Here is a 14,634-nt window from a genome sequence, read left to right as displayed (position 1 = left end):
CATCCTTTTAATTTTTTAATTTACTAAATAAACTATTTCTTTTTACTGTCTTTATGTATAATTTTTTTAAAATTTCCCCAAAACTATACAAATACATTTCTACAATCAATATATAGTAATTGACTATATTTGTCAAATTATGAATTATTGTACCATATTTATATGTTTTTGTAGTTAGTTCATTTGCACATGAAAGAAGCAATAAAAATACTTTAGTTAAATCTTCATATTCTTTATTCAAAATTAGCTTGTAAGATTTCTCTTATTCTCCTTATTATTTAGCTACTTAAACTTACACATTGGTGTTAATATATTTAAATTTACACAAAAAAATCCACTCCGAAATAGAAGTGGATTTTAGTTGTGTAAAATAAACATTTCTAAAATAGTGAAATTTAATTTTACATTTAACGTATTTAATAATTATACTAAAACTGATTTCTTTAAATAAATTTATCTTTTTTTACTCTTTTCCAAATTATTATAGATACAATAAATGCCAAGAATGATGAAATTGAACTTGTTGCATATATTCCATTCAGTCCGAATTGCTTTGCCGCTATGAAAACTATCGAAAGTGGGAAGACTATTGAATTTAGTGCCATAATAATTATTGATTCACGAGCCATATCAAAAGCTACCAGAAAAGCATTTATTACAATACACATAGCTGCAAATATATACATTATAGACATAAGTCTAATTGCCATTATTGCTATTCTTATAACCTCCATATTATTGTCCTTTACAAATAATCTTGCAATTTGTTCAGGAAATAATTGTAATACGAGTATTAATACCAAAGATACCGTAATAGCAAACTTTATGCAAATACCATAAAATTCTTTTGTTTTCGCCATGTTTTTTGCTCCAACATTATAACTAATAGCTGGAGTCATAGAATCTGCCATTCCATAAATTACAGAGAATAATATACCACTTATATACATCATAATAGCATAAGCCGCAACACCATTACCTCCACCGTAGCTAAGTAACAAGGCGTTAACAACTATTGCTATGATTGAATTTGCTGTTGAATTAAAGAAGTCTGAAAATCCCAAATATAAAATTCCTAAAAATTCTTTAAATGAAAGATTAGGCTTTGAAAATCTCAAAGTATTTTTCTTCATAATAAAGGGAATAAACATAAAAACAACACCAATACTCATACTTATACAACTTGCAAGTGCTGCTTCCTTCATACCACCATGCAAAACCACAAGGAATAACCAGTCTAAAAATATGTTAAATACTGAAACTCCAATATTTATATACATATTATATTTAGCTTTTCCACAAGCTCTTGTAAAATTATCCATAGCAAACAAAGGCATACAAATTGGGAAAAAAACTATAAACACTGTTATGTACTCTCTTGCAATATTCATAAGATTTTTATCTTTAATTATGAAGTTCAAAATGTTATCAGTAAAAAATAACATTATTATCATAAACCCTAACGCTGTTAAGAAAATTGCAAATAAACTTGTTGAAAAAATTTTGTTTGCTTTATCAAAATTTTTTTCTCCTAATGCTATAGATACTTTTACTGAAGATCCCACTGCGATCATGTTACTTATTGCCATTATTATACTAACTGCTGGCATTACTAAGTTTACCGCTGCAAGTGCATCACTTCCTATTAAATTTCCTACGAAAATACCATCGACTATCATATAAATCGATGAAAAAACCATACTTAAAATACTTGGCACAACAAATTTTATAAATACCGTTTTTGATGGTAATGTGCCGAACTGTCTCTCATCCATATTTAATTCCTTCCGTAATTCCAAATTTTTGAAATGTTAATATTTACTATTTCATTTATCATACTTCTTGTTTAAGTAAAACATCACCCATAAACTCAATCATATCAAAAAATTTACTTACATCTTCATCTGAAAAATTCTTTCTTAACATTTTTTCTGCTGCATAGTCTGATTTTTTGAATTCTTGTTCAACTTGATCATCTTCATTATCTTTTACATATAAATAGAAAATCCTCTTATCTTCTTCACTTTGCTTTTTATAAATATATCCTGCTTTTTCAAGAATATTTAACTTTTGTGTAACTGATGGTTTTTCAATATGAAGTATTTTAGCAATATCAGAAGCTGTGTATTTTCCATTTTTTCCACCTATAATATCCAAATACATTAAGCTGTTATACGTTAATTTAGATTTTGCATTACATTTATATAATATTTTCAAATCATTAATAGCAATATCATGATGAAATTTCTTCATTACATCACGTATATCACGCTTATCATTTTTTGTGTTTATCATTTTAAACCTCCAAATGTTTTATATTGTTAATTTTATCTAATTAGTTTTACCTAACTATTGTAAGCTAATTATTTTTGGATGTCAATAATTATTTGTGTTCTATAATAAATGTTGGAGTGCATGAAAAATAATTTCCTCATCTCAGCAATTTTGATAAATCATTGTACCCATACTATATTTTTCAATTATTAATTCATACAATAAATTATCAATAATTAAATAATAGTTATTGATAATATGGCTCATATTTTTCAAATAAATAATCAATATACTCCTGTTTCATATCTTCAAAGGATTTTTGATAATATATATAAAAATCTGCAAAGTTATTATATACTCTTACAAATTTATCTATACCATAATTTGATAGTAAATAATTTGTAAACAATGGAGCAAACAAATAATTACAAAAAATCTCATCTTCTAAAAAACTCTTCCCACGTTCTTTATATAAAACATATAAATTCGCTTCACTTAAATCTATATAATCAATGTTATTAGTAATTTCTCCATAACTTTTACTCAATAGTTTATAGATTTTTTTACCATCCTCGTCATTTGTATTTTTCATGTCATTTATACTTTTTATTTTTAGTTTATTCTGATAATAGTTGCTAAATTTGTATAATCCATATTCCGCTATTCCTTCACGAATAAATCCTATATTATTATTTTTTATATCGAATGTTACAGTATGTGTATATTCATGTAAATATGCTATTAAACTATAACAAGTTATTTTGTACAGACTTGAAGTACCTGGGAATTCCATGAATTCTTTTATATTATAAAAATAGGTCACATAATCTTCTACATTTTCTTTTTTATACTCTCCTGGCCAGAAGTCTCTTACATCTTTCATATCTTTTTCAAGTGTATGTATACATTCTTTCATATTCTGATATGTACCGTTATATCCTGTTATTTCTGCACATTCATCCTTAAATTCTCTATGAAAACAATATGTCATCCATTTTGTTACTATTGCAATCGGATAATGCTCATCACCATATATCTCATATCTGACAGGCAATGTTTCGTCCTGTAATGCTATATTGCAACCTATACTTTTTAGCCATTCATCGCAGTACATTTTGTATTCCTTATCAAAGTCAAGTATTAACTCCGATGAACTTAATAGAAGCTCTTTAAGCTTGTCCTCTCCATACTTTTCAGATATATATTTAACAAAATCTTTTGCTATATATTTTGTCTTTTCTATATCTTCTTCTTTGTAATATTCTGTTATAAATACAGGTAGTGTTAAATCCATAATCTCTGTATTTTTTTCTATAAATGTTGATATATCTGAATTTTCTATAATCTCCTGTTTACTTGCAACTGTATTTAATTCATCTTCAATAGACTTTGAAATTCCATATATTAACCCATAATTGCACTTTGTATCAGTTAATTTAAACATAGTCTGAATTATGAAATCTTCTATACAACTGCTCTCTTCATCTAATTTAAGGTATACAGCATCCTTTTCAATATGGTTATAGAAATCAGGGCTTATATAATACTCTGGAATTTCATTTAAGTTATATTTTTCTATTAAATAATTTATAACCATATATGTATCAGATACATATTTTACTCTTTTATCCATTTCAACTGAGTTATCAAACCAATATATTATATTCTTAGTTTTAAATGATTCAAAAGTCATATCACGCCATTTTGTGTTTTCCATCTTATCAATTGGGTCATACATGACATATTTTGATTCAGATTCTTCTGATGCTTCAATTTTTTCAATAGTGTATGGTAAATCTTCTTTGCCACAAGCACTAAACATTAATGTTGATATTATTAATATTAAAAGTATTAGTTTTTTCATATTATTAACTTCTCCTATATAGTTAATGCGTTTTCTCTTTTGAATACAACACATTTTTACTTAATACATATTATTTTCTTGTTTTACTTTTTTATATACTATATTACATATTTTTACTTTTAGCAACATATTTATCGTATTTCCTTAGAATTGTATTTTTATACTACGCCTAATAAAAAATATGATTTTTCAATAAATATTTATACTCTTGTCATACTACCTGTAAAAGAGGGGTACACTATGTTTGATTTTTCTGAAAATAAATCAGTTTAAATTCTTTTTTGAAGCTGTAGCCATGTAAATTCTTACATGACTAAGAATGCAATTACTATAACAATACCGAATCTCTTAACTTTTTGTATTAATTTTGCATACAAAAAAAGAATACAAACCGTTTAATTAATCAAAAATTATAAATGATTTGTATCAAAACTCTTTACCTTATAATATAATTTTATAATTCAATATAAATTATTATTATTTTATTTTAAGACTATCAAAATAATTATTATATAAATTATAAAATTTTTGTTTAAAATCACCGACTTTAATCATAGTATTTGTTATTTCATTATCATCTAGATCAGCATTTGTAAAAATATCAAAGATTAAAAAAGTATTATTAATTTTATACATTGATGATTCAAAGGACTTTTCAGCATTTGTAAATATATAGCTACCATTATTTAACGTATCATCCTTTATAATTGTAATTTTAACAGAAGTGTTATTATCTATCTTATAAGCTCCTTCCAGACCATAAGAAATAGAAAATACATTATTATCTTTAAAATGATACAAAGGATCTATGCAATCCTTTATAACTTTAAACTCATTACTTATCATTGCTTTATCATAACCAAGATTAAAATAATCTGCCAATTTCAAAAGATCAATGTCATAGTTATTATTACTTTCTATTTGGTTACTTGTTGAGTCAAGAGGTGCATCGTCTATTGTTGTAATTTTCATTTTATTAAAACAATATACGTTAAATATTAAAAAAAGAATATTGAAGAAAATAGCTAGAATTATAATTTTTTTATATTTCATATTGCCCCCTTATAAATATTTATAATTTGTACTACATCAATAATATTATATGACACCACGTATCATTGTTTGATATAACTAAACTGTCATATTACCTAAGTCTTATCTGATTTCTGTCATGTATTAGCTCGTATTATTAATGTCTAATACTATCAGAAATAAATTTTACAAATATGGTATCAATAACTGGAAATACTATAATAACAAAGAAAAGTGAAATTATATTAGTAATTACGCTAAATGGAAATAAATCAATAATAAACATTTCAGAAATAATCAATAAGAAAATATAATTAACTATAAAAATAGCAATAAAGGCTAGATTTGCTTTGTTGTTATTCTTAATATTTCTGAATAATTTATTAATAATTAATATAATTAGTGGAATGAAAAGTACCTCAACAATAATTGACATAATATTACATATGATATTGTCTGGAATATAATCAACTACATATTCTGTTATAAATTTTATCATTAAAAAACACCCCATAATAACTAGTACTGATTTATATATGCTTTTTTTATTCACAATAATACCTATTTCTATTACCTGCTTATATAAAAATTATACTATTCTAATTATTTTTCTAATTGTTCCTCACTTTTTCTAAATGTTCATCGCTTAATTGTTTTAAATATTTGTAAAATAAATTAAATACATATGCATCATCTTTAACTAGCTCTGATACTACAAATTTATTAGTTGTAATATACTTGTTTTCTCTAAATTCAACTATTTCCATTTCAACCATAATATCTATAAAAATTTTGTTGTTTCTGCAAATTTCATTAAAACTTTTTGTACTTTTTAATTCTTTGTTTTTTTCTATATTTCTTTTAGTGTATAATATAAAATCTTCATACATATTATACATATCCACTATTTCATAATATGTATTATTTTTTTTTCTATTACCTGCTTTATATAGAAACTCAACTATTGTACTATCTTTGTCAATTTTTTTATAATCTAACAACATATCATCTAAAACTTTTAAATCAATTTTATTATTAGATAAAGCTTCATCTAATATGTTTTGAATACTAATTATTTTTTCAACTGTATCCATTAATATAATAGAATTCCCTATACTAACATAATGTTCATAGCTTTCTATTCTTTTAAACTGATTAAATATAAAAACACTTTGTAACGCAATGACAAGTATAGCTATAACTATTAAAATATTTTTTACCACTTTATTAATCTCCTAACTAATTACTTAATCAATTTAGCTCCACATTTATCGCATGTTTTATTTAAATGTACAAAACTACCAGGGGGCAAACCACACTTTGGGCATCTAAAATTATAAATTATACATATCATTATTATGGGATAGACAATTATCATAAGTATTTTAACGAAATGAAATAATTTGAAACATGTTAGAAACAATGTTATAGGAACAATTACTAGAATAAATATTGCTGCTAAAACATAAATTCTCCCAAGTCTCTTTGAAAATACTTGTGTTATTTTTTCCTCGTCCATTTTCTCACCTCTAGCTTTTTTATTCTATATTAAATCATTAATTTGTATATCCAACTGCATTAATAATTCTATAAAACAGTAACAACTCTTTAAATAGATAAATTTCTAAAAAAGGGTTTTCTTTAACAAATATCTGCTAACCATCAACATAATAAAACTGTAGATAAATGAATAGCATAAGGCTATACCTAAACCTAAAAAATTAAAAATATGTTTAGAATCAAAACATTGAATAATATTTGAAAAAGGAGGGAGAATCCATAATATATATTTTGATAATTTATATTTTCTAATTATACTGCTTTTAACAATAGTCATAATTGTAATTAGCACAGTTAATGTAACTGATATTTTCCTATTTTTAAAATACCGTGGCTGAAAAAACATTCCTAAAGTTCCAGCTAATATACTGATAATAAAATAAAATATCAATGCACCAAATATGCTTTTAATATCTATTATCTCACCAAATAAAGCAAACTTACGTATATAATTTAACATAATTGGTAGAACAATTCCCATCAAGCCCAAACAAAAGCCTATTAAATATACAAAAATTATTTTACTATTATAGTATACATTAAAGTTTTTAACTTTTAACATTAGTAATTGCTCGTCTATTATATTAATACCATCCATGTATACATACGCTATCCAAGCAGAAATTACAAATAGAAAAATGCTTGAAAATACAACACTTTCAATCCATGTTTGTCCAATATTTGAGTAATAACTAATTAAAAAAATTATCCACGTAACAACAGGTATAATCATCTTATTAGTTTTAAAATAATTAATGCGAAAATATGATAATAAATGTCTATATATTTTCAAAATTCATCCTCCTTAGATTGAAGCCTAATTGCATCATTTGTTTTATAACATCATTACTATATTCCTTTTTTAAATAAATAATAATATTATTTTCAATTACATCAACCTTAGCAGTAAACTTAATTATGGAATCAATGTTATATAAATTATTATTTTCATTTTTAAATAGTAATATATCGTATTCTTCATTATTTTTCATAATATCAAGTCTTTTCAATGTACCATTAACTATTTCATATGATATATCAGAGATTAAATTTATTAGAAACTTTTCATGACAAGACATAACAATAGATACACCCTGTTTATTCAGTTCTTTTAACATATTAATAAAAAGCTTTTGCGAAGCAAAGTCTTGACCTGACAACGGTTCATCTAAAAGTAATACGTCTGGCTTAACAAGCATGGCTTGAATTACATTTAACTTTTGCATTGTTCCTTTTGATAAAAACATAATAGGAGTTGCAATCATTTGCTCCATATGAAAAGCATTAAAAAAGTAATCACTTTTTTTAATAACTTCTTTATTGCTCAGCCCCTCAATTAACCCAATTTTAGTAATATATTGTTTAGGAGTAATTGATAATTTGGGGAATTTTTCAGGAACGTAATTAAATTTCAATTTATGACTATAAGTTATTTTTCCACCTTGTATTGATGCCAATCCACAAATTATTTTTAATAAAGTACTTTTTCCACACCCATTATGACCTGTTAAGGTTATTGTCTCTCCCTTAGGAACTGATAAATTGATATCTTTTAATATACATGTTTTTTTATAACTTTTAGATATATGACTGATTTCAATTAAGTTATTCATGTTTAATACCTCATTATTTATATATTTTTTGCTTAATACTTTCAACCGTTTTTCTATAGCTCAATTTACACTACCTTAATATTATCATAAAATTTTAACTATTACATAACATTATTGGAAAATATTTCGACGTTTTCTTCAATTATTTTTACAAAACAATAAAAGCTCTCATAATTTGATGAGCAACTTAACTATCTATTTAGCTTACTGTGTATGTGTCATTAGTTACAGCTGGACTAATAACTCTTATTTCCACTGTTACAGTAATAAAAATTTTATATCTTGTTTGATTTATACCTGACTCCTCAAATTCCGTTATAAAATCTACTAACACACTACCTTGAGGAATAATATTGTACTCTAATTCAGGTCCTAGGTCTGGCAATAACCAGTTATTTAAAACATACCCTAAATTTATACTAAATGGTTGTTTGGTAAGCCCTTTTAAAGCTCCTTGAACATTGGCTGTTATATTTGCTGAAAGTATATTCATAATATTAGCATTAGTACTTATCATATTTATTTTTCCTTCATTATCATATGTAGATACAATTAGCTGTTCCTTCAGATCATCTTTTTGCAATTCAGTTTTTATCGCATTGTTTATTGCTTGTGTTGCAATAATTCTAGCCCTTACCTCACATATCGAAGCTAAAACCGGTTTTATTCGAACTTCAATAATGTAATAAACAAGTATAAATATAACCAATAATGTAAATAATAATATTTTAATATGAGACTTTTTTAACTTTTTCAACTTTTTCAATTTACTATCCCCCTATATTATATTATATGCTTAAAGTTGTTAAGAATTGCTTATATTGCATAATTCATTACATTATGTTATAATGTCATAGATTTTATTATACGGAGGTTATAATGTCGACAAATAATAATAAAAATATAAAAAACAATCAAGGTAAAGACCCCAAAAACAAAAAACCTAAAAAGAAAAAAAAGAAAATTAAAATATGGCGAGTATTACTTTTAATGTTACTTGCAGCAATTATTATAACTGCCATAGTAGTAGGTGTAATGGTAATTAAAGTAATTGGAGATGCTCCAAAAATTGATCCAACAAATATACTTGGTACATTACCTCAAAGTTCAGTTATTTTAGATCAAAATGGTAATCTTGTTGAGCAAATACATGATGCGAATGAAAATCGTGATATAGTTAAGATAGAGAAAATGCCTAAACATTTACAAGATGCTTTTGTTTCAATTGAGGACAAAAGATTTGAAACTCACTTTGGTATAGATATAAAACGTATCTTTGGTGCATTATTAAGCAACTTTAAGAGTGGAAATTTAACTGGTCAAGGTGCAAGTACAATAACACAACAGCTAGTTAAAAATTTATACCTAACTGGCGATAAAGCTTTAGAAAGGAAAATAAAAGAAGCGTATCTCGCTATTCAAATGGAAAGAAAACTTACAAAAAGTCAAATACTTGAAAACTATTTGAATACAATATCACTTGGTCAAAGTACTTATGGAGTGGAAGCTGCTGCATATGCTTATTTTTCTAAAAATGTTGAAGATTTAACAATTGCTGAAAGCGCATCTTTGGCAGCAATTCCAAAAAGTCCAACTAAGTATGCACCTTTCAATAGAGTATCATTATATAATCTGGAGGGTATAGCTGAAGAAGATATTGTAGGATATGTTTATATTGACTCTATACAATATGCTTGTGTATTCAATGAAACTGGTTTAAAAAGACAAAAGATAGTTCTTAAAGAAATGCTTAATTCAGGAAAATTAACTCAAGAGGAATATGATGAAGCAATAAACGAGGACATAAGAACTACTTTAAAACCAGGACAAAAGAAAATTGAAGGAATTACTGCAAACAATTTTACTGACTATGTAAAAAAACAGGTTATTGCAGACCTTATGCGTGTTCATAAATTAACATATGAAGAAGCACAAAGCTATTTATACAAAGGTGGCTTAAGTATTTACACCACTATGGATGTAGAAATGCAAAAAACTATTGAAAAAACGTATGAAAACTTTGGAGAAATCCTTCTAGGAAAAACACCTCCTGAAAGCAAACCATTATTACAAGATTGGAGAGGTTTTAGATGGGTAGGAAATACTGGAGTAGGAACACTAGACAAATATAACAACGTATTAAATGACACAGGTCATGTATTATATTTTGAACATAACAATTTAATGGATGACTCAAATACTGTATACCTACTTCCTAGTGAATATACTAATGATGAAGATGGAAATTTAATAATTACTTCAAAAAAATTAAATATTTATACTTCAACTTTAGACATTGTGAACTGTTATACAGTTGATGAAAAAAATCAATTAGTAACACACAATGTATCTGGATTAAATATAGGAAATAATTATGAAATTGTTGATAAAAAAGGAACTAAAGGAACAGTTAAAATATTTAAAGAGTTTTTAGACAAATCACCTGATTTCTTTAGTATAGATGCAGATAATGTTATATATATAAATAACAATTATTACACTTATGAAGAAAGAGGTATAGTTCAGCCGCAATCAGCTACAGTAATACTTGATCATAGAACTGGTCAAATAAAAGCATTGATTGGTGGTAGAAATATCGTTGGTAGTAATACATTTAATAGAGCCGTAGATTCAGCAAGACAACCAGGTTCTACAATTAAACCAATTTGTGTTTATTTATCAGCTATAGACCATGGATATACATCATCATCAATAATTGATGATATTCCTATGTACAATGAAAAAGGTCAAAGATGGCCTAAAAACTGGTTTGAATATTATAATTCAAAACCTTTTAAATACTCAGGATTAACAACAATTCGTTACTCACTTGAGCAATCTATCAATACCAACGCTGTATATATGTATAATACTCTTGGAGCAGAAACATGTATCGATTATTTATCCAAGTTAGGTTTAATTGATAAAGAAAATCCTGAAAATGATACTTTTGTTACACCAGAAGAAAATCGAGCATACAATGACATTAACCCTTCTTCATTAGCATTAGGAGGATTAACAAAAGGTTTTTCGCCATTAAAAATGGCTGCAGCTTACGGAACTATCGCAAATGGTGGTGTATATACGGAACCAATTAGTTACACTAAAGTCATAGATAGCAAAGGAAAAATAATAATAGATAATACTCCAAAAACAAATGTTGCAGTAGCCCCAGAAGTAGCATTTATTGTAGAAGATATGTTACGTACAACAGTAACAAATGGTTTATCATCAGCTGCTTCATTAAAAGCATTAGGCATTGATATGGCTGCTAAAACTGGTACTACTCAAAACAATGGTGATTTATGGTGTATTGGATTTTCACCATATTATACAGCATCTGTTTGGGTAGGTAATGATAATGCATCGATGAAGTTATCTCAAAGCAGTACGACGACAGCTAGATTATTAGGAGCTATTATGACGACAATACATTCAGATAAACAACCAGCTAAATTTGAAGTTCCCGATGGAGTTGTTCAAGTACAAGTTTGTAAGCAATCTGGCAAAATACCTACTGAACTTTGCTCTCAAGATCCAAGAGGAAGTCAAATTGTAACTGAGTATTTTGTTAAAGGAACAGAACCAAAAGAAACTTGTAAAACACACGTTTCAAGAAAAGTTTGTAAAGATTCAAATTTGCTACCAAATCAGTTCTGTCCTGAATCATCAATTATAGATAAGGTATTTATAACAAGAGAGGTTTTATATAATCCATCATTATATCCCGATGTTAAAAATGCTACTTATGAAAAATTATTGGAAGCAAACAAATTGTATCTTCAAATAAAACAAGATATTAGAAATGGTTCTACAGAACAAGATATACTAGATACTTATCCTGGTCTTGTAACCCTTAAGATTACAAATATTAATAATAATGATAACAACAATACTAAACAAACAATTGAAATATTAAGCATATATGGTATACCAGTTGATCAACTTGAATATAGAACGATGTTTACAGAAGATTTTCAATATCAAGAACCAATATACCCATGTAATGTTCATAATTATAATACTTGGTATGATTCAATAAAAGATGACGAAGACAAATCAGATGGTGATGAAAACGATGACGAAGATGGAGATGTTGAGACTCCTGAAAATCCTGATGATGAGAATCAAGATAATAATAATGGAAACGATAACGATGACAACAACGGTAATGGAAATGGTAATGGAAACAACAATGGTGATGATAATTCTGGAGAAGAAGAAGAACCAGGTGATGATAGCAACATAGATATAATAACTAATGATTAAACAAAAAACAGCTTATCTAAAAGATAAGCTGTTTTTTGTTATTTAGATTTTGCTGTGAATATCAATGAAACAATATATCCAAATACTAAGGATGCACCTACTCCAGATGCAGTAGCTGATATACCTCCACTTAATACTCCTAAAAAACCAGTTTTAGCAGTTTCCTCTACAGCACCCTTAGCGAGTGTGTACCCAAAGCCAGGTAATGTTACAGTTGCACCTGAATATCCAAATTCAATTATTTTATCATATATTCCTAGATATCCAAGTACTACTCCTGATACTACAAATGATACTAGTATGTAGGCAGGGTTCGCTTTTTTTAAATCCATAATTAATTGACCTATAACACATATTAACCCCCCTACTATAAAACTCATTAAATAATTCATATATTTACCTCTTAATTTGAAATTCCTATACTGTGTGCAATACCAGGTACGCTTTCACCCTGTAATGAGACGGTAGGTGAATGAAGTGCACCGGTAGCTGTAAACAATAAAGTATTTATTTCCTTCTTAAGTAACTTTTTATACAGAAATGAACCAAAGACAACCGCTGAGCATCCGCATCCACTTGCACCTGCATGAGCATCTTGTTTATCTATATCATAAATAATAGTTCCACAATCATCATATTTTTTTTCTATATTTATTCCTTCATCTTGCAATAGTTTATTGGCTATAGACTTTCCTACTGTACCTAAGTCACCAGAAACTATTAAATCATAATCAATATTTACATTAGTATCAATTATATTTTGTCTAATTGTATCTGCAGCTGCAGGTGCCATAGCTGCACCCATATTATTTGAATCCGTAACCCCTAAATCTATAATTTTACCAAATGTAACATTTTTGATCTTTGGTAAGTCTTTATTATCATTATTTTTGGATAACCACACTGCACCCGAACCAGTTACAGTCCATTGAGCACACATATGTCTTTGACCCCCTGATTCTAACGGAATCCTATATTGCCTTTCGGCACAGCAAAAATGACTAGATGTAACACAGACAACGTTTTCAGCAAAGCCACCGTCTATTAACAATGCACCAACTCCCATACTAAGTGCCATTGTAGAACATGCTCCATAAAGACCTATAAATGGGATTTCTAGACTTCTTGCTGCAAATGACGAGGAAACTATTTGATTTAATAAATCCCCTGCTAGCATTAAATCTATATCTGACTTTTTCAAATTGTTTTTTGAAATTAAATTTTCAACAGAATATTGCTGCATTTTAGCTTCACACTTTTCCCAAGTTTTTTCTCCCCAAGTGCTATCACTCATTATATAATCAATGTTATCACCTAAAGGACCTTCGCCCTCTTTGGTACCTGCTATTGTATAAGCATCTCTAATAAATACATCATTAGCCATGACGTATGTTTGTTTTCCAATTTTTTTCATAATATCATCCTTTTAAAAGCCAAATAATTTTAATACATAGCTTATAAATCCTACAAGCATTGAACTACTATATCCAAACAAAAGAACTGGACCAGCAATAGTAAATATTTTTGCAGCTGAGCCTAATACATAGCCTTCACGTTTAAATTCCAAAGCTGGTGCCACAACTGAATTTGCAAATCCTGTTATTGGTACAATAGTACCTGCTCCGCCATACTTTCCAAGTTTATCATAAACTCCAAACCCTGTTAACAATGCTGTCATTCCAATTAATATAACTGATGACATTGTACCAGCATCTTCTGAAGTAAAATTTAAATTAATTAGTATATTTTTTACCACTTCTCCAATTGTACAAATTGCTCCACCAAAAATAAAAGCTAAAATACAATTTTTAATTATTTTATTTTTTGGAGTAAACTCATCAACTACTTTTGCATAAGTTTGTTTGTTTTGCTTCATTTATACCTCCTATAATAATACTGCATTTTCTGGCATTTTCTTTATTGATTTATCAATATTATTAGTTATTGTAAAAAAAGTTATACAAATTACTGTAACTAATAGAAGAAAAATTAATGTTTTTTTCATATATTTCACCTCAACAT

Annotated in this window: 15 protein-coding genes; 1 reads left to right on the top strand and 14 read right to left on the bottom strand. The window is 27.0% G+C overall.

Annotation, left to right across the window (positions count from 1 at the left end):
- Window positions 1-7: 7 nt before the first annotated feature.
- The 11 genes from JYG23_RS02770 to yunB all read right to left on the bottom strand — a co-directional run bounded on the left by JYG23_RS02770 (window position 8) and on the right by yunB (window position 9,109).
- Window positions 8-241, bottom strand: coding sequence for a hypothetical protein (locus JYG23_RS02770; protein ID WP_207236931.1), 234 nt, complete (start codon window positions 239-241; stop codon window positions 8-10).
- 202 nt (window positions 242-443) lie between these two features.
- A complete protein-coding gene (locus JYG23_RS02765; RefSeq protein ID WP_207236930.1) occupies window positions 444-1,775 on the bottom strand; it encodes an MATE family efflux transporter in 1,332 nt (443 codons plus the stop codon).
- Between the two features lie 58 nt (window positions 1,776-1,833).
- Complete coding sequence (locus JYG23_RS02760) at window positions 1,834-2,295, bottom strand: MarR family transcriptional regulator (protein ID WP_207236929.1); 462 nt, start codon at window positions 2,293-2,295, stop codon at window positions 1,834-1,836.
- Between the two features lie 226 nt (window positions 2,296-2,521).
- A complete protein-coding gene (locus JYG23_RS02755) occupies window positions 2,522-4,138 on the bottom strand; it encodes a hypothetical protein (RefSeq protein ID WP_207236928.1) in 1,617 nt (538 codons plus the stop codon).
- A gap of 477 nt (window positions 4,139-4,615) precedes the next feature.
- Window positions 4,616-5,191, bottom strand: coding sequence for a hypothetical protein (locus tag JYG23_RS02750; protein WP_207236927.1), 576 nt, complete (start codon window positions 5,189-5,191; stop codon window positions 4,616-4,618).
- A gap of 136 nt (window positions 5,192-5,327) precedes the next feature.
- Complete coding sequence (locus JYG23_RS02745) at window positions 5,328-5,669, bottom strand: hypothetical protein (RefSeq protein WP_207236926.1); 342 nt, start codon at window positions 5,667-5,669, stop codon at window positions 5,328-5,330.
- 112 nt (window positions 5,670-5,781) lie between these two features.
- Window positions 5,782-6,393 (bottom strand): hypothetical protein, encoded by a 612-nt coding sequence (locus tag JYG23_RS02740; RefSeq protein WP_207236925.1) that lies wholly within the window; start codon window positions 6,391-6,393, stop codon window positions 5,782-5,784.
- Between the two features lie 20 nt (window positions 6,394-6,413).
- Window positions 6,414-6,689: a hypothetical protein gene (locus JYG23_RS02735; RefSeq protein WP_207236924.1), complete on the bottom strand. Its 276-nt coding sequence runs from the start codon at window positions 6,687-6,689 to the stop codon at window positions 6,414-6,416.
- A 105-nt stretch (window positions 6,690-6,794) separates the two neighbouring features.
- Window positions 6,795-7,523: a hypothetical protein gene (locus JYG23_RS02730; protein ID WP_207236923.1), complete on the bottom strand. Its 729-nt coding sequence runs from the start codon at window positions 7,521-7,523 to the stop codon at window positions 6,795-6,797.
- Complete coding sequence (locus JYG23_RS02725; protein WP_207236922.1) at window positions 7,510-8,343, bottom strand: ATP-binding cassette domain-containing protein; 834 nt, start codon at window positions 8,341-8,343, stop codon at window positions 7,510-7,512. Before JYG23_RS02725 ends, JYG23_RS02730 begins: the two co-directional genes overlap by 14 nt.
- Before the next feature lie 199 nt (window positions 8,344-8,542).
- Window positions 8,543-9,109, bottom strand: coding sequence for a sporulation protein YunB (gene yunB, locus JYG23_RS02720; protein WP_207236921.1), 567 nt, complete (start codon window positions 9,107-9,109; stop codon window positions 8,543-8,545).
- A gap of 113 nt (window positions 9,110-9,222) precedes the next feature.
- Here yunB and JYG23_RS02715 point away from each other — a divergent pair, with 113 nt between their 5' ends.
- A complete protein-coding gene (locus tag JYG23_RS02715) occupies window positions 9,223-12,612 on the top strand; it encodes a penicillin-binding protein 1A (protein WP_207236920.1) in 3,390 nt (1,129 codons plus the stop codon).
- 38 nt (window positions 12,613-12,650) lie between these two features.
- Here the strand turns inward: JYG23_RS02715 and spoVAE are convergent, their stop codons facing one another.
- The 3 genes from spoVAE to spoVAC are packed head-to-tail and all read right to left on the bottom strand — an operon-like array spanning window position 12,651 to window position 14,488.
- Complete coding sequence (gene spoVAE, locus JYG23_RS02710; RefSeq protein ID WP_207236919.1) at window positions 12,651-13,004, bottom strand: stage V sporulation protein AE; 354 nt, start codon at window positions 13,002-13,004, stop codon at window positions 12,651-12,653.
- Window positions 13,005-13,015: 11 nt separating this feature from the next.
- On the bottom strand, window positions 13,016-14,026 hold the full coding sequence (gene spoVAD, locus JYG23_RS02705; RefSeq protein ID WP_207236918.1) for a stage V sporulation protein AD: 1,011 nt from the start codon (window positions 14,024-14,026) through the stop codon (window positions 13,016-13,018).
- A gap of 12 nt (window positions 14,027-14,038) precedes the next feature.
- Window positions 14,039-14,488, bottom strand: a complete 450-nt coding sequence (gene spoVAC, locus JYG23_RS02700; RefSeq protein ID WP_207236917.1) for a stage V sporulation protein AC — start codon at window positions 14,486-14,488, stop codon at window positions 14,039-14,041.
- Between the last annotated feature and the right edge of the window lie 146 nt (window positions 14,489-14,634).

The organism is Sedimentibacter sp. zth1, assembly GCF_017352195.1.
GTDB lineage: Bacteria > Bacillota > Clostridia > Tissierellales > Sedimentibacteraceae > UBA1535.
Note: the sequence above shows the minus strand (reverse complement) of the source record. Positions and strands in the feature narration are given on the sequence as shown.